This window comes from Pseudofrankia sp. DC12 (assembly GCF_000966285.1).
Classification (GTDB): domain Bacteria; phylum Actinomycetota; class Actinomycetes; order Frankiales; family Frankiaceae; genus Pseudofrankia.
The window spans coordinates 5,361,291-5,383,413 of sequence record NZ_KQ031391.1 but is presented as its reverse complement, the minus strand read 5'-3'; the positions used below and the strand labels follow the sequence as shown (position 1 = coordinate 5,383,413).

Here is a 22,123-nt window from a genome sequence, read left to right as displayed (position 1 = left end):
CCAAATCCTGCCGCCCGCCGACCCGGCGGCCTCACCTGGGCCCGGCCCGCCCACCGGTGTCGGCCCACGCGGACGGCCCGGCGGCCTCCGGCTCGCCGTGGGCCGCCGCGTCGTGGGCTGGGCCTGAGGCGACCGGCCCGGCCACTGGCCCCGACGCCGCCGGGCCACCGGGCGCCCCCGAACCGCCGGCAGCCGGTGGCCCGGGTGGCAGCTCCAGCGGCGGGCCGGGCGCCAGCGGCAGCCACATCCGCATCCGGGCGCCGCCACCGGGAGCCGTGCCCGCCGTCACGGCGCCGCCATGCGTGCGCACGGCGTCGGCGACGATGGCGAGCCCCAGGCCCGAGCCAGGCAGGCTGCGGGCGTCCATGGACCGGTAGAACCGCTCGAAGACGTGCGGCTGGTCGGCAAGGGCGATCCCGGGGCCCTCATCGCTGACGATGACCTCGCCGCTCGCGGTGTGCACCCGCACGGTCGAGTCCGCCGGCGAGAACTTCACCGCGTTGTCCAGCAGGTTGGTGACCGCCCGCTCCAGCATGCTGGGCCGGCCGTCGACCCAGGACGGCGCCGACGTCACGTCGATCACGATGCCCTTCGTGGTCGCCCGCCGGCGCGCTCGGGCCGCGGCCGCGGCGACGACCTCGGCCAGGTCGAGCCGCTCCACCTCCTCGACCGGTGCCTCGTCACGGGCGAGCTCCACCAGCTCGCTCACCAGCCCGGTCAGCTCACGCATCTGCCCGTCGACGTCGCTGAGCAGCGCCGTCCGGTCGGCGGCGGGAAGTGCCCTGGTCGGGTTCGCCTCCGAACGGATCAACAGCTCGATGTTGGTCCGCAGGCTGGTCAGCGGTGTGCGCAGCTCGTGGCTCGCGTCGTCGATGAGCTGGCGTTGCCGTTCCTTGGACGCCTCCAGCGCCCGCAGCATGCTGTTCAGGCTCTCCGCGAGGCGGGCCACCTCGTCGGTGCCGTTCACCGGGATCAGCGCCGAGAGGTCCTGGGTGCGGGCCACGTGCTCGGCGGCGGCGGCCGCCTCGTCCACCGGTTTCAGTGCCGCGCGGGCCACGAACATGCCGGCGAGCATCGACCCGGCCACCCCGAGCAGGCCGACCACCAGCATCACCAGGCCGAGCTCGCGCAGGGTCTGCTGGACGTCCGACATCGGCCGGGCCAGCTGCACCGCCAGGTTCAACGGCGGCGGCGGGTCCTGGAGCGACCCGATGCCCAGCTCGCGGATCTGCTCCAGGGTGGAGATCGGCTGGGACGCCGTGGCGACGCGGTACTCCGTGCCCCCCACGGTGACGGTGCGCAGCCGGATCCCGCCCAGCTGGTCGCGGGCGAACGCGATGTCCTCGGAGTCGACCGGAAGCTGGACGTAGCCGGACTGGCGATACTGCGGCGGGACGATCGAGCCGTCGTCCTGGATCACCTGCAGCGGCAGGCCGAAGCTGGAGCCGACCAGGTGGATGGTGCCGCCCGGGGCGTCGGGGCCGAGCCGGATGCTGTGCGCGGCGAGTAGCGCCTGGTTGCTGAGCTGGGTGTCGATGGCGTTGCGCAGGACGATGTTCGTGGCGCCGAGGGCGACGCCGGCGACGACGGCCATGCCGCAGGTCACCGCGATCCCGACGAGGACCGCCATCCGGTTGCGCAGGGCCAGCCGGGAGAACCAGCGCTGGCGCCGGCGGCCGGCCGGCCGGGACCGCGCCGTCCCGCCCGCGCCGGAACCGGCGCCACCAGGCGTGGTCTCGCCGGATCCGGGGTTGCCAGGCCCGGCGCCGCCGGCTCCGGGAGTCCCGGACGGCGCCCGGGCCTCGCCGAGAACCACGACCGGGTCGGTCACGGCGACGGCTCACGGGGTGGCGACGCGGCCTGCTCCCGCAGGACGTAGCCGACGCCGCGGACGGTGTGCAGCAGGCGCGCCTCGCCGCCGGCCTCCAGCTTGCGGCGCAGGTAGCTCACGAACACCTCGAGCGAGTTCGACGACGGGCCGAAGTCGTAGCCCCACACCCGCTCCATGATCATGGAGCGGGACAGCACCTGCCTCGGGTGGGTCAGGAACAGCTCGAGCAGCTCGTACTCGGTCTTGGTCAACGTCAGCTCGCGCCCGTCGCGGGCCACCTGGCGGCTGCTCTGGTCGAGGACCACGCCGCCGTAGCTCAGCGGTGCCGGGCCCCCGCTCACGGCCGCCCCGCCGCGGCCGGCGCCGGCCCGGGCGGCCAGTGCCGACCGGCGGGAGAGGGCGCGCAGCCGGGCGAACAGCTCCTCCAGCGCGAACGGCTTCACCAGGTAGTCGTCGGCGCCGACATCGAGGCCGGAGACCCGGTCGGCCAGCCCGTCCCGGGCGGTGAGCATGAGCACGGGCAGGTCGTCCCCCCGGGCCCGCAGCTGCCGGCAGGCCTCCAGGCCGTCCATCCGGGGCATCATCACGTCGAGCACGGCGATGTCAGGGCGCTCCCTGGAGATCAGCTCGAGCGCCGCCAGGCCGTCGGCGGCGGTGGCCACCTCGTACCCTTCGAACCGCAGCGACCGCTCCAGCGACTGCCGTACCGCCGCGTCGTCATCTACCACCAGTACCCGCACGTGCCCAGTCTGCCTGTGCCCGGGGCCCACCCGGGTGGTCCGGGCCAACGCTCAGGGACATCTGCGGCCCCGTTCAGGATGTCTTCAGGCGCCGCCGCCGGATGCCGAGCCGGCGCCCGCCGCACCTGGCTCGCCCTCGGAAGCGCCTGCGGCGCCTGAACCGCTGGCGCCCGCCCTGGCAGCGGACCGGCCGCCGTGGCCGCCGCTGGGACCGGAGCCCAGCGGGCCGGGCTGGGCGGGCGGGTCGATCCGCGGCGGGGTGTCGCCACCGAGCTGGCTGGAGCCGTCGTCCTCGTCGTCGCCGGCCTCGTCATCGTCGTCATTGACCACGACGACGCTGTGCTGCACCGCGCCCAGGGTGATCCCCGCGTCGCCGAGGGCCAGCCTGACCCGTTGACGCAGCTCGCGGGCGACATCCCACTGCTTCAGCGGCAAGGTCTTGATCACGACCCTGAGGTCGTAGCCGTCGGCCGTCATCGCCTCGATGCCCCAGACCTCCGGCTCCGCGATGATCACCGCGGCCCAGTGGTCGTCGCGCCACATCGACTGCGCCGTCTCGAGCAGGACCTCCTTCGCCCGAACGACGTCGGTGTCGTAGTCCAGCGGGACGTCCAGCACGGTGCGGGCCCACTGCTGGCTCTTGTTGCCGATCCGGGTGATCTCGCCGTTGCGGACGTACCAGACGGTTCCCTCGACGTCGCGCAGCCGCGTCATCCGGAAGGTGACCGCCTCGACCGTGCCGGAGACCGCCCCGACGTCGACCACATCGCCGACGCCGTACTGGTCCTCCAGCAACATGAAGATTCCCGAAAGAAAATCCTTGACCAGATTCTGCGCGCCGAATCCGACGGCGATTCCAAGGACGCCGGCGCTGGCGACGATCGGCGCCAGATTGATGCCCAGCTCGCCCAGTACCAGGATGAACGCGATCCCGAACACCACGATCGACACGACGCTGCGCAGCAGCGACCCGACCGTCTCGGCCCGCTGGCGGCGCCGTTCCAGCAGGACGGCGGTGTCCCCGAACGCGCCGAGGAAGTTGCCCCGCAGCAGCCCCCCGTGGTTGGCGAGCCGCCGCGTCGTCCGCCCGATCACCCGGTGCATCAACGCCCGGATCACGGCGGCGACCAGCAGGATCAGCATGATCGTCAGCGGGGTCCCGAAGAAGACCTCGGCGCTGGACGCGAGGTAGTTGCTGTGGGTGGAGTCGTAGACCGTCCGGCACAGGAACCCGGGCGTGTTGCCGCAGGCGTCCATCAGCGCGCCCTTGACGCTCGCCAGCGTCACGTCGGGCAGGCTGCCCGAGCTCGGTGAGACGGTCGGCGTCGCGCCGGACGGCAACGACGCCGCGGGCCTCGACGGCGTCGCGAGGCCGGACGGCGTCGCGCTGGCAGCGGCGACGATCAGCGGCAGGGACACGGCCTTGGGTCCTCCATCTGCGTGGTGGGCGGCCCGAACGGGCGCGGAGCGCCCGCGGGCCGCCCGCCTGGCTCGGGCGCTGAGCGCCCTCCCCAACGTGGTTCGGGGTTGGCGGAGACGTGCTGCCATCCGCTTGTCCAGGGTCGGGATCAGGGTTGCGTGGCACCCGGCCGCCAGTCACAGGAGCCGCCGCAGGCTGCCTCGGCGCGAGGCGGTCGCTCCTTGCTCGGGCCCCCGGCGCCGCTCTCAAGCCTCTTGCCAGCCACCCTATAGGGGGGTCCGAACGGGTCCGGCCGGTCGGGATGCGGATCGTCCCGGGTCCGTCAGGCTGGCGACGGGCCGTCGCAGCCAATCGACGCAACGCGACACCTCTGTGATCCCACGGACATACAGTGGTCACAAAGACGGCCAGATATGCCCATCGCCACTTTCACTCGGCAGATGACCATGCAAACACGCTCGCGTTCGGCGCCGGAACACGCTTGACTATCCATTGTCACCGGAGACGCTGGTTAGAACGGGCTCCCGAGGGCGCCCGCCTCGACTCGGCTGAGGAGGTCGGCGCGTGGCAGAGGCGCTGGTTCTCAATGCCACGTACGAGCCTCTGTGCGTGGTGTCCCAACGTCGGGCACTGATACTTGTCCTGACGGACAAGGCGGTGATGGTCGAGGCCGGCGGGCAGGTGCTGCACTCCGCCGCCTCGTCCGTCGAAGTCCCCGTCGTCGTGCGGTTAGCTCGGTTCGTGCGGGTGCCGTACCGCTCACAGGTGCCGCTGACCCGCAAGGGCGTGCTCGCCCGCGACCACCACCGATGCGTGTACTGCGGCGCCCCGGCGACGTCGCTCGACCATGTGATCCCACGGTCCCGAGGGGGCCCGCACGTATGGGAGAACGTCGTGGCGGCCTGCGGCCGCTGCAACCATACAAAAGCGGACCGCGCCGTCGCTGATCTCGGCTGGCGGCTCCGCACGGCGCCGCGCGCGCCGAGCGGAGCCGCCTGGCGCATTCTGGGGAGCCGTCGGATGGATCCCCGCTGGTCGCAGTACCTCAACACCGACCTCGGCGAGGCCGCGTCCGCCTAAGGCGGCGATCGGCCAGAGACGGCGCTTCGCGCCTCTGGCCGATCCGCCTGGTCCGGGCGCTGAACGCCCTCCCCAGCGTGGTTCGGGGCTGGGGACAAGTGCCGAGGCGGGCGTCTGCCCAGGGTCGGGTCCTCGGTCGCGTTTCGCTCGGCGGCTCCCCCAGGCCAGGACCTGGGGTGCGTCTCGCCGCGGCTCCGCCGGATATCTGGGGTGCGTCTCGTCGGCGGCTCCGCCGGCCTGGGGTGCGTCGGCTTAGGGCGACGGGGCGGCGTCGGCTTCGAGTGGGGTCTGGCGGAGCAGGTCCAGGTCGAACCAGACGCGTTTGCCGTCCGAGGTGGTCTGGACGCCCCAGGCGTCGGCGAGGGCCTCGACCAGGAGCAGGCCCCAGCCCGACTCCGCCTCGGGGTCGCCCTTGGCCGCCCGGCCGGGTTTCGGCAGGGTGGCACCCTCCCGGTCCTCGACGCTGATCCGCAGCCGGGACGACTCGGCCCAGAGGCGCACGGTCAGCTCACTGCGGGCGTGCTTGATCGCGTTCGTGCAGATCTCGCTGACCAGCAGCGCCGCGTCGTCCGCCCGGCCGAGGTCCTGCTGCTCCACGGCCGCGCGGACGGCCGCGCGGGCCTGCCCGGCGGACGCGGCGACGGGCGGCAGCGCCAGCTCCAGCAGCGGCGGGCCGGCCGACTGGATCGTCAGCACCAGCAGTGCCGTGTCGTCGTCGGTGTCCTCCGGCAGGTCGGCGGCGAGCAGGCTGAGCTCCAGCAGCGCGCGGGCCGCGTTCTCCGACCAGCGGGTGTCGTCGAGGTCGACGGTGTCCGGGCCCGACCAGCTGCGGACCGAGAACCCGCCTCGGCTGTGCCGCCGCCGGTCGTTGCCGCGGCGGCGCTCGATGCCACCGGGCGGGCGGCCGGGCCCGGGCGCCCGGCGGTCCCGGGAGGCGCGGCGTTCGGTGCCGGCGCGCCGCTCGGTGCCGGCCCACTCCCCCGGCCCGCCGGCCCGGCGGTCGAGCGGCGGCTGGTCCCCTGGCGTGAGCGCGGTCCCCTCCGCGTCCCCAGCCGGGGTCGCCGCGGCCGCCGATGCCGGGCCGTTTCCCGGCCCGTCGGCCGAGGGCGCAGGCGGGCGCAGGTCCGCGCCGGACGGGTGCCGGCGACGCGACGCGGTCTCCAGGCTGCGTCGCTCCGCGGCCCGGCGCCGGCCCAGATGCTCGCCGACCCGGGTGCACAGCAGGTCCAGCCCCTCGGAGATCGACTGGTGGCGGGACTCGACCAGCCCGTCGGTGAAGAAGACGAGGCTGGAGCCCGGCGGCAGGTCCACGGTCGTCTCGGCGAACCGGGTGCCGTCGCCGACGCCGAGGGGCAGGCCCGGGTCCAGCTCGACGTACCGCGGCTCGCTGGCCGGGCAGACCAGCAGCGGCGCCGGATGACCCGCGCCGGCGAGCAGCACCCGGGCCGGGCGGTCGGCGGGCCCGCCGGTGCCCAGGTGGTCGTCCTGGGAGCCTGCGGCCCCCAGCGACGGGACGGCCGGCTCGTAGACGCCGTACAGGCAGGTCGCAAGCTCGAGGCCGGGCAGCGAGGAGACCACCAGGTCCAGCCGGGCCAGCAGCTCCGCCGGCGGCCATTCCTCCAGCGCGTAGGCCCGCAGCGCCGCGCGCAGCTGGCCCATCACCGCGGCGGCGCGCAGCCCCCGGCCCATGACGTCCCCGATCGCGAGGCCGGCCCTGCCGCCAGGCAGCTCGATCACGTCGTAGAAGTCGCCGCCGACCTCGGTGCCCGCGGTTCCCGGCCGGTACTCCATCGCCACGTCCGCGCCGTCGAGAGCGGGTGGGTTGGCGGGCAGCATCGAACGCTGCAGGGCCCGGCCGGCGTCCTGGGACTCGCGGAACACCTGGGCGTTGGCCAGCGCGAGGCCGGCCCGCCGGGCCAGGTCCTCGGCGATCGTCGCCTCGACGTGGTTACAGGGCGGGGCACCGGGGCGCCGGCTGATCGTGAGCGCGCCGGTGACCCGCTCGCCGTAGACCATCGGCACGGTGATCGAGTGGCCCCAGCCGAGCCGGCGGAACCGGGCGTACTCGACCGGATCCGGGAACAGCGGGCGCCGCAGCTCCGCGGTCAGGTCGTCGATCCACATCCGCTCCCCGGTGCGCACGACGACGCCCGGGCTGTAGTCGTCGGTGATCCGCGCCGGGCGGGTCGCGGTGAGGGCTCGCATGTAGGCGGCCGCGGCCGGGTCGACGTGGTCGACGGCGGCGAGGTCGATCATGTCGCCCTCGGGTGAGCGCAGCCAGAGCATGACGCCGTCGCCCAGCCGCCTGGCCAGCGCGACCGTCATCTCGATGATCTTGTAGGGCTCCAGCGAGCCGCCAAGCTGGAGGCTCGCCTCCGACAGGAAGGTCAGGCCCTCCAGCGCGGCCCGTTCATCGGCGTGCCGGCGCCGGGCCCGGCGGACCGGGCGCAGCGCGCCCCGCACGACGCCGGCGCCGAGCCCCAGCGCGCCGGCCCAGGCCGCGCCGACCCTCGCCGGCGCCGGGCTGTCCGGCGTACCGCTCGAGCCGCCGGTCGTGCCCTGGCCGCCGGTCGCCTCCGACCGCCCGGCCTCGCCAGCTCGGGTGCCCGAGCGCACCGGGCCGGTGGCGGCACGTCGGCCGGTCGCGGTCGCCTCGGGATCGGCCCTGCCCACGGCCAGCTCCGTGCCGCTCGCGCGGTTCGGCCGCCGGAACGGGCGGGCGCCGGCCCGACGGTCTCCGGGCACGGACCGCCACGGCGCCAGACAGCCGACCACGGACGGCGGACCCGCCGGGACGGCCCCCCGCGTGGCGCTCGGCCGCTCGCTGCTCTGGGTGGCGCCCGTCGTCGCCCCCACCGCCGGGATCCCGCGATCCTCTCGAAGGGGGCTCCTCGGATGGGACTGATTACTAGCAGTCACATCATCCACCCGGGAAGTGTAGTTCAGCCACACCAACACCCGCCTGTCGAACGCATCGACCACGGCCCACTACAAGCCGACACCGTCACCTGGCTAGACCGCGTCGATTGGCGCCGAACGCCTGTACCGGCGGAGGAGACGGACTCGCGGACAGGCTGGCCCGCGGCCGATTGAATGGCGGGTGTGGCCCTGACCAGCGGCTGGTGGCGCGACGCGGTCTTCTACGAGGTCTATGTCCGCAGCTTCGCGGACGCGGACGGTGACGGGGTGGGCGACCTCGACGGCGTCCGGGCCCGGCTGCCCGAGCTTGCCGATCTCGGCGTCAACGGCCTGTGGCTCACCCCGTTCTACCGCTCGCCGATGGCCGACCACGGCTACGACGTCGCCGACCACCGGGACGTCGACCCGCTGTTCGGCGACCTGGCCGCGTTCGACGCCCTGCTGGCCGCGGCGCACCGGCTGGGCGTGGCCGTCCTGGTCGACCTGGTCCCGAACCACTCCAGCGACGCCCATCCGGCCTTTCAGGCGGCGCTCGCCGCGGCGCCGGGCGCCGCGGCACGCCACCGGTACCTGATCCGGCCCGGCCGAGGTGAGGGCGGTGGCGCTCCGCCCAACAACTGGATCTCCGTCTTCGGCGGCTCGGCCTGGACCCGCCTGCGCGAGGCCCGCCGGTTCCCCGAGCAGACCGCGCCAAGCTCCTCCGCCGGCCCGCCGATCGCCTCGGAGGACTCCCCTGCCGACGCGGATGGGACCAGGCCCGACGACTGGTACCTGCACCTGTTCGCGCCCGAGCAGCCGGACTGGAACTGGTCGGACCCGGCGGTGCGCGCCGACCACGAGGCCACGCTGCGGTTCTGGCTGGACCGGGGTGTCGACGGCTTCCGGATCGACGTCTCCCACGGCCTGGTGAAGGACGACGCGCTGCGCGACAACCCGCCGGGCCCACCGGCCACCCCGGAGACCGGCTTCCGGGAGAAGCTGGAGCCGCACAGCTGGGACCAGGACGGCGTCCACGACGTCTACCGCTCCTGGCGCAGGCTGGTCGAGGGCTACCGCAGGCGCGACCGCCAGGAGCGCATTCTCGTCGGGGAGACCTGGGTCGAGGACCCGGAGCGGCTGTCCCGCTACGTCCGCCCGGACGAGCTGCACCTGACGTTCTCGTTCTCGCTGCTGTCCGTCGAGTGGTCCGCGGCCGCCTGGCGCCGGGCCATCGTCGACGGGTTCACCGCCACCGGCGCCGCCGGGACGCAGCCGACCTGGGTACTGGCCAACCATGACGTCGTCCGCCCGGCCAGCCGCTACGGGGGCGGCGAGGCCGGGCTTCGCCGGGCCAGAGCCGCCCTGCTCACCATGCTGGCGCTGCCGGGCGTGGTGTTCCTCTACCAGGGCGACGAACTGGGCCTGCCACAGGTCGACGTGGCGCCGGCGGCCCGCCAGGACCCGGTCTGGGAGCGATCCGGGCACACGTCGCCCGGCCGCGACGGCTGCCGCGTGCCGATTCCCTGGTCTGGCACCGAGCCGCCGTTCGGCTTCGCGCCCGACGGGGTCGCGCCCTGGCTGCCGCAGCCGGGCGAGTGGGCCGCGCTGACCGTGGCCGCGCAGCGCGCCGACCCGCGCTCCACCTGGCGGCTCGTCCAGGCCGCGCTGGCCTTCCGGCACTCCCACCTGCGGGTCACCGACCTCGGCTCGCGCATGACGCGGTGGCGCGCCGGCGTGCCCGCCGGAGTGCTCGCCTTCGACCGGATCGCCCTGGCCCCCGGTGGGCGGCTGCCGCGCACGCCGCTGGACGGTGGCGCGGCCAGCGGGACCGGCCCCCGGGCGCGCCTGGCTCTCACCTCGACGCGACGCCCGACCGAGGCCGGGCTGCTGACCTGCGTACTCGCCGCCGGATCCGGAGCGACGCTCGCGATGCCCGGCCGCGTCATGCTGGCCAGCGGCCCGGTCGAGCACGACGGCCAGACCCTGGTGCTGCCGCCCGACACCGCCGCCTGGGTTGTGCGCGGCAACGGCCCGCGGACAGGGGCCACCCGGCGCTGATCGTCCGCACCGGCCCGAGCCAGCTTGCGGTCGCGACCGGTGAGGCCGCTGTCGCCGCGGACTCGCCTGAGGCCGATCCGGCCCGGGAGGCCACCATGCGGTGGGCAGAATGGAGGCGTGAACCAGCCGTCGCCCGCACAGCCGACCCCACCGCGGCCGATCCCGTCGTTCTCGGCGCCGCCGACGGAGACGTTCTTCGAGACCGTCGGCGGCGAGGAGACCTTCCGCCGCCTGGTGGCCCGGTTCTACGAGGGTGTCGCCGCCGACCCCGTCCTGCGGCCGCTCTACCCGGAGGAGGACCTCGGCCCGGCCGAGGAGCGGCTGCGGCTGTTCCTGATCCAGTACTGGGGTGGTCCGGCGACCTACCACGAGACGCGCGGCCACCCCCGGCTGCGGATGCGGCATGTCCCGTTCGCGATCGGCCCGGCGGAGCGCGACGCCTGGATCGCCCAGATGCGCGCCGCCGTCGACTCCCTCGAGCTGCCGCCCGAGCAGGGGGCGACGCTGTGGGACTACCTCGTCTACGCCGCCCATTCCATGCAGAACCGGCCCTGACACCGCGGGCAGAACCGGCCCTGACACCGCGGGCAGAACCGGCCCTGACACCGCGGGCAGAACCGGCCCTGAGCCGACACGCGGCGGGACGGGACGGCCACCTTCGCCGCCACGCCCCGCCGTACCGCGTGGCTAGAGACTCGCCGACAGCTCCGGGCCACCGCTGACCTGCACCGGCACGGCCACCGCCCAGCCGGCCGGCACACCCGCCAGGGCGGGCACCTCCCTGATCTCGTCGAGGTCGTCGCCGCGGGCGGCGGCCCGGACCGGGCTCACCGCGACGGCAACGGGTCCAGCGTCGCCGCGTGGCAGCAGGAGCGTTCCGGCACCGGCGATGGCGACGGCGGCCAGACCGATCACGATCGACGCGACGAAGCCGTCCGCCAGCCCGTGACGAGCCGCCACCCCGAAGAACACGGTGCCGACCCCGGCCACGCCGAGTGCCGCCGACGCCTGCTGCGTCGTCGTGAGCAGCCCACTGACCGCCCCGCTCACGTCCGCGGGCGCCCCGGCGAGGACCGCCGCGACCAGCGCCGGGATGATCAGTCCGTTGCCGACGCCCATGGCCAGCAGCGGCGGCATCAGCTCGGCTGTCGGGACGCCGGTTCCCTCGGCGAGGACCAGCGCCAGCAGCACGGCCAGGCCGACGAAGCTGATCGCGGCACCGGCGGTCAGCGTCCGCGGGCCGTACTTGGCCACCAGGCCACGCGCGGCCATGGACGACAGCGCGAAGGCGACTCCCAGCGGGCCGAACACGAGGCCCGCGTTCAGCGGCGAGCGGTGCTGCCCGTCCTGCAGGAAGATCGTCGCCGCCAGCAGGAAGCTGCCGAAGAACGTGAAGAACCCGAAGCTGACCAGCAGCCCGGCGATGGTCCGGCGGGACCGCAGCACCGCCGGCGGGACGATCGGGTAGCCGCCGGTCCGGGCGAGCCGGACCTCCCAGCGGGCGAAGGCGGCCAGCACGACGGCGCCCGCGGCGAGCGTCAGCCAGATCCACAGCGGCCAGCCCTCGTCCCGGCCGAGCGTCAGCGGGACGAGCACCAGCCCGAGGCCGGCCGCGAGCGCCGCGAGCCCGGGCAGGTCGAGCGGCTCGGGCCTGGCGGACTTCGACTCGGCGAGCATCCGCCACACCACGGCCATCGCGACGATCCCGATCGGCACGTTCACCAGGAAGATGGGCCGCCAGCCGAGCCCGAAGACGTCCAGGTCGACCAGCAGACCGCCGATGACCTGGCCCGACACGGCGCCGAGGCCGACGGTGACGCCGAAGAACGCGAACGCGCGGGCCCGCTCGGCCGGCGGGAAGATCACGTTGATGATGGCCAGCGCCTGCGGCACCATCGCCGCCGCGCCGGCGCCCTGGGCCAGCCGGCCGACGATCAGCGCGGTCTCGCTCGGGGCGAACCCACAGACCGCCGACGCGACGGTGAACAGGGCCATCCCGGCCAGGAACATCCGGCGCCGGCCGGACCGGTCGCCCAGGCGGCCGCCGGTGATCAGGCCAGCGGCGTAGGCGAAGGAGTAGCCGGCGACGATCAGCTCCAGGCCGGCGTTCGACGCCTTCAGGTCCGCGCCGATGCTGGGGGCCGCCACATTCACCACGAAGATGTCGAACAGGGACATGAAGGTCGCGACGAGGATCGCGGGCAGCACCCGCCACCGGCGGGGGTCCGGCTCGGCCTGGCCCGCCGGCACGGGAAGCTGGGCGGGTGGCGCGCTGGTTGTGGTCGAGGGCGACAGCGTGGTCGAGGGCGACAGCGTGGTCGAGGGCGACAGCGTCGTGGCGGGCATCGGCGCCGGTCCGGACACGGACGTCACGGCGGCCGCCGGCTCGTCGACTCTGGTGGAGACCATGAGGCTCCTCAGGCTCTTAGTTCGAGATCTGTCGAACTAAGCGAAGGCGCCCGCGCCCCCAGGCATTCCCGGGAAGGCCGACGAGCCTCGGAAAGTTGTCCGTTGTGGTTGGGTGAGATCCCAACGGCGGACGGCACCTGAGTGCGCGGGAGGTGGGCGTGACGGCCATGCTGCCGGGCCCGGCAGCCGAGGACCTCGACCTGGTGACGGTGCTGGGCGCGCTGGGCGAACCGACGCGGCTGGCCATCGTGGTGGAGCTGGCCCAGTGCGACGAGCTGGCGTGCGGGGCGCTCCTGGACGGGCGGATCGGCAAGTCGACCCTCAGCCACCACCTGCGCGCGCTGCGGGAGGCGGGCATCATCGCGACCCGCGCGGAGGGCACCTCCAAGTACTCGCGGCTGCGCTGCGCGGACCTCGACTCCCGCTTCCCCGGCCTGCTCGCCTCCATCCTGGCTGGCGCCCCGGCGGCCGGGAGCCTCGGCGCGGCCACCGCACCGTAACCCGCCGCCGGGGCGCCGGGTCTCCTCGGTAGGGCTCGATCACCGCCTCGCCAGCTCCGGCCGGGCTACCAATAGGGTTGGCCCATGGCCCAGTACGTCTTCCAGATGCGCAAGGCGCGCAAAGCCCACGGCGAGAAGGTCGTCCTCGACGACGTGACCCTGGCGTTCCTGCCCGGGGCCAAGATCGGCGTGGTCGGCCCGAACGGGGCGGGCAAGTCGACGCTGCTCAAGCTGATGGCCGGCCTCGACCACCCAAGCAACGGCGACGCGATCCTCTCCCCCGGGTACACGGTCGGGATGCTCGCGCAGGAGCCGGTCCTCGACGAGACCAAGGACGTCCGCGGCAACGTCGAGGACGGCGTCGCCGAGATCCGCAAGGTCCTCGCCGACTACGAGTTCATCAACGAGAAGTTGGCCGACCCGGACGCCGACTTCGACACACTGCTCGCCGACCAGGCCGCGCTGATCGACAAGATCGAGGCCGCGAACGCCTGGGAGCTCGACAGCCAGCTCGACCAGGCGATGGACGCGCTGCGGCTGCCGCCGGGCGACGCCGACGTCTCCAAGCTCTCGGGTGGCGAGCGCCGCCGGGTGGCGCTGTGCCGGCTGCTGCTGGAGGCCCCCGACCTGCTGCTGCTCGACGAGCCGACCAACCACCTGGACGCCGAGTCGGTGCTCTGGCTGGAGCAGCACCTGGCCCGCTACGCCGGCGCCGTGCTGGCCGTCACGCACGACCGGTACTTCCTGGACAACGTGGCCGGCTGGATCCTGGAGCTCGACCGCGGCCGGGCGATCCCCTACGAGGGCAACTACTCCACCTACCTGGAGAACAAGGCCGCCCGGGTCAAGGTCGAGGGCCAGAAGGACGCCAAGCGGCGCCGGATGCTGGCCCAGGAGCTTGAATGGGTCCGCTCCAGCCCCAAGGCGCGCCAGGCCAAGAGCAAGGCCCGCCTGTCCCGCTACGAGGAGCTCGCGGCCGAGGCGGACAAGTCCAGGCCGCGCGACTTCGACGACATCCAGATCCCGCCCGGCCCGCGCCTGGGCAACCTGGTGATCGAGGCCAAGAACCTCACGAAGGGCTTCGGCGACCGGGTGCTGATCGACAACCTGTCGTTCAGCCTGCCGCGCGGTGGCATCGTCGGGATCATCGGCCCGAACGGCGTCGGCAAGACCACCCTGTTCACCATGCTCACCGGCGAGGCGACGCCCGACGCCGGCGCGCTGGCCGTGGGCGACACGGTCGACATCTCCTACGTCGACCAGTCGCGCAGCGGCCTGGACGGCAAGAAGAACGTCTGGCAGGTCGTCTCCGACGGGCTCGACCACATCATCGTCGGCAAGGTCGACTTCCCGAGCCGGGCGTACGTGTCCTCGTTCGGTTTCAAGGGCCCGGACCAGCAGAAGCCGGTCGGGGTGCTCTCGGGCGGCGAGCGCAACCGGCTGAACCTGGCGCTGACGCTCAAGCACGGCGGCAACGTGCTGCTGCTCGACGAGCCGACCAACGACCTCGACGTCGAGACGCTGCGCTCGCTGGAGGACGCGCTGCTGGAGTTCGCCGGCTGCGCCGTGGTCATCTCCCACGACCGGTGGTTCCTCGACCGGGTCGCCACGCACATCCTCGCCTGGGAGGGCGACGAGCAGAACCCGGCCAGGTGGTTCTGGTTCGAGGGCAACTTCGCCGACTACGAGGCCAACAAGCTGGAGCGCCTCGGCCTGGAGGCCGCCCGCCCCCACCGCGTCACCTACCGCAAGCTCAACCGCGACTGAACCACGCCAACGTGGCCCTGGGCCGCCGCATGCCGCGGCAGCCCAGGGCGACGACTGCTGATGACGTCCGTTCCGCACAGAGCGGTTCGTCGGTCCGTGTCCCACTCGGCGGCCGAGGGAGACCACCGGCTTCGAGCATCTGGAAATCGTAAGCCAGGCGATCGGCCTACACCGGTCGGGAGTGCCCGAGGAGAGCGAGCGTAGCTTGCCGATCAGTGAGGCGACGCAGGTCCTCTGCCGCCAGATGGTCCCGTAGCACCGACCAGTTGTCGAGCACCCTGCTCACAGCGTCGGCAACCCGCCGCCGGCTTTCCGTGACGCCGAATTGTGTGCGGCTCCCGATGCGGTCGAAGCTGCCGGCCGTGATGTCACTGAACTTCTTCGAGCCGCCAAGATTCAGGCCAAGGTCGTCGTTGGGCATGTAGAGGACAGTCGGAACCACATCGTAGACAGGGCTCAGAACGGGTCGGCGCCCGTCCGGGTACAACACCGCCCAGTTCTTCAGATGAGCGTCCCCGTTTCCAACAAGAACATTGAGAACGATCCTGTCGATGACATCACCGACGTTGGCCGTGCCGGTCAGCGCCTCAACGATCACAGCGATCGTCTCGAAGTTCGCGCGACGGTACTTGGCGGACTCCCTGGCTGTAGGAATATCCATGACCTGCGCGATCTCCTCCATATGCACACGCTTGTCCGCGAGCCCTCGGTCGAAACGCGGCACGGCAAGCGCCGATTCAGAGGTACGCTTCGCCCAGTCTTCGAGTCCTCCCACCGCGGACGGCGCCACGAGAAAAGCCTTTGGCGCCTCGATCTCAGCCGCGCGTGCCAGCTCAAGGCTCCCCAGCTCGGCCTGAGGCACACCGGAAAAACCCGGGCGCCCGTCGGGGAACTTCAGGATTACATTACCTGCCCGCCCACGCGCGGGAACCGTCAGGCCGCGTTCATCGCCATAGACCGAGAACTTCAGCTGCACACCCGCCAGGCTGAACTTGAGCAGCGGGTCGACATACTCCGCCGAATCATTCTCCGCCGGATGGCTGGGCGACACAGAGTCATCGCGAAGCACCGTCGTCGAGACAGCCCGGACTGCTCCAGGCAGATCTGCGGCGCCAAGGCGTCTGAGCAGCTCGAACTCTCGGTGGGTGTTCACGTGCGCGGCTTCCGCTACCGCCCGTCGAAGCATGCCCTCAGAAAGAAGATGAGAGAACCAGTGCGGAAGCGCGACGCGGGCACTCGGGGTCCAGGATCGGCCGTGTTCCTCGAAGACCTGACCCAGCACCGGCCTGTCCTGCAGGTTCCAATAGGACTCGAGAAACTCAAACCAGTTCGTCTGGTCGCGAGTGCTGCGAAGATAACCCACGTCGACCCAGTCACCTGTGACAGCTTGGAGCTGGATGAGCAGTACGGAGTCGGCAGACACTTAGACCTCCTCCGTAATCCCAGTCGCGATGAGGTCTGCGAGCGGCGGTCGGACGAGGCCTCCCGGCTCGATTCTGCTGTCCAGGAAACCACTCAGAATATTTTTGATCAGCTCTTCGCGCCGGACGACAAATCGTTCGACCTGGCCGGCGCGAAGAGCAGTGATGGCCGCCTCATCGATCGCATGGCTGGCGAGTACCCTCGGATCGCTGGTCAGGGCCATACGCGCCGAGCCACTGGGCCAGAAAGCTCGGGCTGCGGCGCGGGAGCGGTAGCCACGGACGATCGGCGTGATCGCACCGGAACCATGTGCTTCCACTTCTTCGGCCAGGTCGACAAGGATGCCATCGCTTGTCCTCGGGTGTAGCGATGCCAACGCCAGCATCACAAGCCTGCTGCGGGCGTGGTTCGGGTTGAAATTGTTCAACGGCAGGTCCGGCGCCGGGCCATCCGTGGAGCAGCCGAGAAGTGACCTGGCCGCGGAGTACTCGTCGGGTACCTGGCCAGCCAGTTTCTGCGGGTTGATGGAATTAATGGCGCGGCGAAGGATCGGAGTCTGTCCGCCGCCCTGCCCGAAGTCGTGTACCCAGCCACGCCAGAGCCAGCGCGCCAGCAGCCGGAGCGTCCACGGCTGCGGATCGGGATGGAGGTGGAAGAACGTGGCGAGCACCGGTATCGGCAATGTGTGAGGGACCAGCAGCAGGTGGTCCACTCCCTCGGCCCGGAGGAAGCTGATCGCTTTGGCAAGGGCCTGTTCAGTCTGGTCGTACCAGCTTGCCACGTTCTCATCGGCACCGAACTCGTCGTGGAGGTCTCGCTGAATGTTGCCCCCGCGGATTCCGAGCAGGCTCTGCACGACCCGGTCTTCGCCTAGCTCACCAAACTTCATCGTGCGCAGGGCGGCGACGACGCTGGCGGGGCTCCCCATCTTGGTCTCACCAGCGAAGAGCGCATGGAACACCTGCGCCCGGCTCATTGGTCTACCAGCGGTGTTGACTCGATCGAAAACCTTGCGTAGCAGTTCCTGGTCGTCGCCAGTAACGACGTAGGCAGGAATCCTGTAATCGCGGATCGCCCCGCCGAGACGATCCGCGAGATCGTAGTCAGCCACTTCCAGGTCATCGGCATGCTGCCGCAGCCAAGCGAGCAGCGACTTCGTCTCAAGAGCCTCTCGGACCGGAACAGCACGCGGTGGACGGACCCCCTTTCGGAGGTTGACGAAGCGCTGGCTCGCAAGATCGAAATATACCTCAAAACGCTCGTCGATATCCTCAAATTCCGACGCAAGGGAGCCAACCAGCGAGATAATACGCTGCTGACCGTCGACAACCCAGTACGCGTGTTCATCCGCTTCGACGTTCATCGCAATCGGACCGAGTGAGGCGGCACCAGCCGGGGCGCTGTGCCGCCAGAAGAGCAGAGTTCCTACCGGGAAGCCCCGATAGATGCTGTCAAAGAGGTCGCGAACATCGCCCGCATCCCAGACGAAGTCCCGCTGGTACACGGGGACGCGAACGGAACCCTGCCGCACGAGCTGGACCAGAGCGGGGATACTGAACCTCTCGGATCCCGAGCCATCGAGAAGAGCCTGGGTTGTCATGGCGCGCGCTCCTCGGTGCCTGTTCCTGAGACGGTCAGCGTTTTCGGGATCGAGTGGACTGCTGATTCTACCCCGCTTCGAACCGGTTGCGACGTAGGCCGCTCCCGCAGCGCCAGGGGCGTCAGAGGAGTTCGGCGGGACGCGGCCATTACAACCGGGCTACGGGCTTGATCGAGCCCATTGGGTCGAAATCAAACCAATACCCGAGCGGTGTCGTGGGTGCTGCCTGACCGCCGTCAACCGCTGGGCCGAGGATCCGGGGGTGATCCCGCCCTCGTACCTGGACGGTGAGACTGGGCTGGCCGCTCGGGGACCCCGTCGTCGGTGTAGGCGGCGGCCTGGAGGGTGAAGAGCTCGGCGTACTGGCCGCCCCGGGCCATCAGCTCCTGGTGGGTTCCGGACTCGGTGATGCCTCCGCCTTCCAGGAAGATGATCCGGTCGGCCTGGCGGACCGTGGAGAACCGGTGCGAGATGTAGAAGGCCGTGCGGTTGGTCGCGAGCGCGCGCAGCCGCGCGAACAGGTCGTGCTCGGCGCGGGCGTCGAGCGCCGCGCTCGGCTCGTCGAGCACCAGGATGCGGGCCTCGCGCATGAAGCCACGAGAAAGGGCGACCTTCTGCCACTGGCCGCCGGACAGGTTCACGCCGTTGCCGAACCAGCGGCCCAGAGCCGTGTCGTAGCCGTGGGCGAGATCCCGGATGAACTCGTCCGCGCCGCCCGCGACACCCGCCCCCTCCACGCGGGGCCGGTCCTCGAGCTCGTCGAGCTGGCCCAGTCCGATGTTCTCCGCGGCGCTCGCCTGGAACGACACATGGTCCTGGAAGACCGCGCCGAACTGCGAGCGGAGCACGTCCGCATCCACGTCGGCGATGTCGACGCCGTCGATGAGAATCCGGCCCTCGTCCGGCGAGTAGAGCCGGCACAGCAGCTTGATCAGCGTCGACTTGCCCGCTCCGTTACGTCCGACGATCGCGATCGTCTCCCCCGCCGCGACCTCGAAGGTGACGTCGACCAGGGCGTTGCGGTCGGTGCCGGGGTAGTGGAACGAGACGTGGTCGAACACGACGTCGCCGCGCAACGGGACGGGCAGCGGCGTCGGGGCGAACGCGGCGACGATGGACCGCGGAACCGGCTCGGGCGGTGGGCCTCCGGCCGTCCACGGACCTGGCTTCGTGAGCGCGGCCGCCGATCCGCGTGGCCGCTTCGGCCGGCCGTCCAACGAGCCGACAGCCGTGCCCGCGGTGACTGGTCCCGCCAGAGCCGATCCCGTTGGAACCGGCTCCGCCGGAGACGGCTCCGCCGGAGACGACCCACCAGTGGACCCCTCGTCAGCCGTCGAAAGCGCGTCCTCGGGCGATTGCCGTGGCGGGGGCGTCGATCCCGGCGCCACCGGCCCGGCCGTCGCGAGTTCGGCCCGAGCCGCAGCCCTTGCCGCCTGGAGCTCGGTCTCGGTCGGTGCCGCCAGCAGGCGGTAGAGGTCGTCGACGTAGAGGTTGTTCTCGTACATCTGGGTCAGCGAGCTGAGCATGCTCGAGACCCCGCCCTGCACGCTGGAGGCCGCCGTGCCGTACAGCGTGAGGTCACCGAGGGTCAGGGCGCCGGCGGCGGCCTGCAGGGCGACGTACAGGTAGCTGCCGGAGCGAGCGATCTCACTGAGCAGGCTCCAGCCCAGCTCGGCGAGCTGACGCCGGATGGACAGCTCCCGCAGCCGCTGGTTGTAGTTCGCGGACAGCAGCCGGAACCGCTCGACCAGGTACGGGCCAAGGTTGAAGATCTTGATTTCCTTGGCGTCGTTGTCCGTGGTCAGCAACCGCTGGAGATACACGATTCGCCGGTTGACCGGCGAGGTCCACCGGCTGCGGGCATAGGTCCACCGGCCATAGCGGGTGTCGACGATGAACGCAGGGATCGGGGCGACCAGCACGATGAGGCCAAGCCACGGGTTCAGGCCGATCAACAGTCCGATCATGCTGGCGAAGGTCACCAGCGTCTGTAGCAGCCCGAAGAACGTCGTCAGCGTGTTGAACGGCCTGGTGCCCTGGTCGGCGGCCCGCTGCAGCAGGTCGTAGGACTCGGACTGCTCGAAGAAGCTGAGCTCCAGCTGGCTGGCCTTGGCGACGACCATGGTCGAGACGGTCAGCGACAGCCGGTCGGACAGGACGCGCTGCACGATCGACCGCGCCGCCGTCAGCACCTCGCTGACCGTGTAGACGACGAACTGGGTGACGGCCAGCCAGAAGACGACGTGGGTGCTGGACGTCGTCGCCACGTGCGGGCTGCCCGGCAGGGGCAGCACCAGGGTCGCCCGGTCGGGCCGGTGCGACGCACGGATCTCGACCGCGTGCACCACGGCGTCGACGAGCAGCCGGGCCGTCGACGCCGTCAGCGCGGGGAAGAGGCCGACCACGACGGTCAGTACGGCGAGCAGGACCGTCGCCCACGGGCTGGCCTGCCAGCACAGGCGCAGCACCCGGGGCAGCCCGGCGGCCGTCGCCACGGCACTGCGCACACCCTGGCGGAAGCGTTCCCGCCGCGGCAGCCGTGGCGGCGGCGGCGGGTCCGGAATGTCGACCGGCCCGGTCAGCCCGCTCGGCAGCGCGGAGTCGTCAGGTTCGGGTACGCCCCTGCCACGGCGGCGCCGCGGTCCCGGCATCCATCCCCCTCAGCGGATCGCCAGCCCCGACCGGCCGGCCATCCGACGGTCGGGGCCGGGCGACGTGGCCCGCCCGTCCCAGCTGGAAGGACGCCGGCCGTGGCTCGGACCCTGCCGGCCCATCCTGCCTTGCCACGGATGCCGGACACGCGGCGTTCGCGCACGGCCGACGCTCGGCGATCCGTCGCCGTCCCGCGTAGCGGGCGCGGATCTCATTCCCGCAGGTCGCGACCACACCCGGACGACTGGCTACGTTCGGTTACCAGGATCGCGAGTCGGGTAGGGGCGAGGGTATGCGTGAGAGTCCCTCGGCCCATCACGGGCAGGGCGGACGATCGCCAGCCGCGGCGCGCCACGCCCCCGCACCTCACGGGTCCGCCTGGCCGGCGCATCCGCCGGACCCGCTGGCCGCCGCCGTTGCCCGCCGCCTGCGGCCCGGGACGACAGCACCGCCGAAGACCACCCGGCACGGCGGCACCCGCGCCGCCGTGCCCGCCCGGCCCACCATGCCCGCCCGGCCCACCATGCCCGCCCGGCCCACCGTGACCAGGCGGGCTGCCGCGCCGACGGCCGAGTCCCGGCCATCCGCCTGGCCGCCGTGGCGGGCGATCGTGCTCCCGCTGCTGACACTCGCCGCCGTGATGGGCGTTGAACTGAGCAACCGGACGTGGACATACATCGGATACACCGTGCTGGTCCCGATGGTGGCTGCGAACCTCGCCGGCCCCCGGATGACCTCGATCTTCGCCGGCCTCGCGCTCGCCGCGGGTGGTTTCTCGATCTGGTGGGAGCACCTGTGGGACCCGGCGCACGGCGGGTTGCCGGCGCTGACCGCCCGCCTGGCCGGAATCCTCGTCGGCGGTGTGATGGCGGTCCTCGCCAGCCGCTACAACACGGGTCGCGAGACGAAGCTCGCGAACATCACCCAGGTCGCCAACACGGCGCAGCGCGCGATTCTCTCGGACCTGCCGGCGACCTCCGCCGCCGGCCTACGCCTCGCCGTCCGCTACGAGAGCGCCGCGACCGAAGCGTCGGTCGGCGGCGACCTGTACGAGATGATCGACAGCCCCTGGGGAACCCGCCTGCTGCTCGGTGACACCCGCGGCAAGGGTCTCGACGCGGTCCGGCTCGCCAGCCGGGTGCTCGGCTGTTTCCGGGTGGTCGCCCGCAGGCGAACCGACGTCTGCGCCATCGTCCCGGACCTCGACGCCGAGGTCGCCTCGGTGGCTGGGCTGGACGACTTCGTGACCGGCATCGTCGCCCAGTTCGGCCCGGACCGGCTCACCCTCGTCAGCGCGGGCCATCCCGACCCGGTGCTGCTCCGCGACGGCCGCGCCCGGCTCCTCGCCCCGCCGCAGCGCCAGCCGCCCCTCGGACTGGGCGCACGCTCCTCGAGCACGCTCACGGTGCCGGTCCGTCCCGGCGACCGTCTGCTCCTCTACACCGACGGGATCGCTGAGGCGCGTGAGCCCCGGACCCGCGCGTTCTTCCCACTGCTGCCCGCCGTCGAGCGCGCACTCGGCCGGACCGGCTCGCTCGACGAGGGCCTCACGCGGCTGGTGGACGCGGTCCAGCACTGGACCGGCTCCGCTCTGCAGGACGACGTCGCCCTGCTGGTCGCGGAGGTGCCAGCCGGCCCGGTCCCGTCACCCACGGACCGGCCGGCGGGCCGGCGCCGGCGCGGCTCACTTCACGGCTGGCTGGGCCTCGGCTGAACACGACCACCAGTCCAGGGCGATACCGGGCC

General features: G+C 72.1%; 14 protein-coding genes. 6 read left to right on the top strand and 8 right to left on the bottom strand.

Going from position 1 to position 22,123, the window contains the following annotated elements; all coding sequences use genetic code 11:
* Positions 1 to 31 precede the first annotated feature (31 nt).
* The 3 genes from FRADC12_RS21635 to FRADC12_RS21625 all read right to left on the bottom strand — a co-directional run bounded on the left by FRADC12_RS21635 (position 32) and on the right by FRADC12_RS21625 (position 3,990).
* Complete coding sequence (locus FRADC12_RS21635) at positions 32 to 1,831, bottom strand: HAMP domain-containing sensor histidine kinase (protein ID WP_045878014.1); 1,800 nt, start codon at positions 1,829 to 1,831, stop codon at positions 32 to 34.
* Positions 1,828 to 2,571 (bottom strand): response regulator transcription factor, encoded by a 744-nt coding sequence (locus FRADC12_RS21630; RefSeq protein WP_045878013.1) that lies wholly within the window; start codon positions 2,569 to 2,571, stop codon positions 1,828 to 1,830. Before FRADC12_RS21630 ends, FRADC12_RS21635 begins: the two co-directional genes overlap by 4 nt.
* Positions 2,572 to 2,655: 84 nt before the next feature.
* The gene (locus FRADC12_RS21625; RefSeq protein WP_045878012.1) at positions 2,656 to 3,990 is read right to left on the bottom strand and encodes a mechanosensitive ion channel family protein; all 1,335 of its coding nucleotides are present in this window, start codon (positions 3,988 to 3,990) and stop codon (positions 2,656 to 2,658) included.
* Positions 3,991 to 4,555: 565 nt separating this feature from the next.
* Here FRADC12_RS21625 and FRADC12_RS21620 point away from each other — a divergent pair.
* Positions 4,556 to 5,071 (top strand): HNH endonuclease, encoded by a 516-nt coding sequence (locus FRADC12_RS21620; RefSeq protein ID WP_045878011.1) that lies wholly within the window; start codon positions 4,556 to 4,558, stop codon positions 5,069 to 5,071.
* 252 nt (positions 5,072 to 5,323) lie between these two features.
* Here FRADC12_RS21620 and FRADC12_RS21615 read toward each other — a convergent pair whose 3' ends face one another.
* Positions 5,324 to 7,744, bottom strand: coding sequence for an ATP-binding SpoIIE family protein phosphatase (locus FRADC12_RS21615; RefSeq protein WP_157488978.1), 2,421 nt, complete (start codon positions 7,742 to 7,744; stop codon positions 5,324 to 5,326).
* A 420-nt stretch (positions 7,745 to 8,164) separates the two neighbouring features.
* On the opposite strand from FRADC12_RS21615, the gene FRADC12_RS21610 reads away from it, so the two are divergent.
* Together FRADC12_RS21610 and FRADC12_RS21605 are read left to right on the top strand one after the other, a co-directional pair.
* A complete protein-coding gene (locus FRADC12_RS21610; protein WP_052711071.1) occupies positions 8,165 to 10,027 on the top strand; it encodes an alpha-amylase family glycosyl hydrolase in 1,863 nt (620 codons plus the stop codon).
* 117 nt (positions 10,028 to 10,144) lie between these two features.
* Complete coding sequence (locus FRADC12_RS21605; RefSeq protein WP_502685278.1) at positions 10,145 to 10,582, top strand: globin; 438 nt, start codon at positions 10,145 to 10,147, stop codon at positions 10,580 to 10,582.
* Between the two features lie 132 nt (positions 10,583 to 10,714).
* Here FRADC12_RS21605 and FRADC12_RS21600 read toward each other — a convergent pair whose 3' ends face one another.
* Complete coding sequence (locus tag FRADC12_RS21600) at positions 10,715 to 12,436, bottom strand: MFS transporter (RefSeq protein WP_045878010.1); 1,722 nt, start codon at positions 12,434 to 12,436, stop codon at positions 10,715 to 10,717.
* Between the two features lie 167 nt (positions 12,437 to 12,603).
* Here FRADC12_RS21600 and FRADC12_RS21595 point away from each other — a divergent pair, with 167 nt between their 5' ends.
* Both FRADC12_RS21595 and ettA read left to right on the top strand, forming a co-directional pair.
* A complete protein-coding gene (locus FRADC12_RS21595; RefSeq protein ID WP_045879992.1) occupies positions 12,604 to 12,936 on the top strand; it encodes an ArsR/SmtB family transcription factor in 333 nt (110 codons plus the stop codon).
* 84 nt (positions 12,937 to 13,020) lie between these two features.
* Complete coding sequence (gene ettA / locus FRADC12_RS21590) at positions 13,021 to 14,703, top strand: energy-dependent translational throttle protein EttA (RefSeq protein ID WP_045878009.1); 1,683 nt, start codon at positions 13,021 to 13,023, stop codon at positions 14,701 to 14,703.
* A gap of 166 nt (positions 14,704 to 14,869) precedes the next feature.
* Here the strand turns inward: ettA and FRADC12_RS21585 are convergent, their stop codons facing one another.
* The 3 genes from FRADC12_RS21585 to FRADC12_RS33350 form a co-directional block, all read right to left on the bottom strand.
* A complete protein-coding gene (locus FRADC12_RS21585) occupies positions 14,870 to 16,126 on the bottom strand; it encodes a type II toxin-antitoxin system HipA family toxin (RefSeq protein WP_052711070.1) in 1,257 nt (418 codons plus the stop codon).
* Positions 16,127 to 17,725, bottom strand: coding sequence for a DUF262 domain-containing protein (locus FRADC12_RS21580; RefSeq protein ID WP_045878008.1), 1,599 nt, complete (start codon positions 17,723 to 17,725; stop codon positions 16,127 to 16,129). It abuts the gene before it with no gap.
* 236 nt (positions 17,726 to 17,961) lie between these two features.
* Entirely contained in the window at positions 17,962 to 20,376 is a 2,415-nt protein-coding gene (locus FRADC12_RS33350; protein ID WP_232303949.1) for an ABC transporter ATP-binding protein, read from the bottom strand.
* 293 nt (positions 20,377 to 20,669) lie between these two features.
* Between FRADC12_RS33350 and FRADC12_RS21565 the strand changes: the two genes are divergently transcribed.
* Positions 20,670 to 22,091 carry a PP2C family protein-serine/threonine phosphatase gene (locus tag FRADC12_RS21565; RefSeq protein ID WP_045878007.1) on the top strand — a complete coding sequence of 474 codons (1,422 nt, stop codon included), beginning with the start codon at positions 20,670 to 20,672 and terminating at the stop codon, positions 22,089 to 22,091.
* Positions 22,092 to 22,123: the final 32 nt, after the last annotated feature.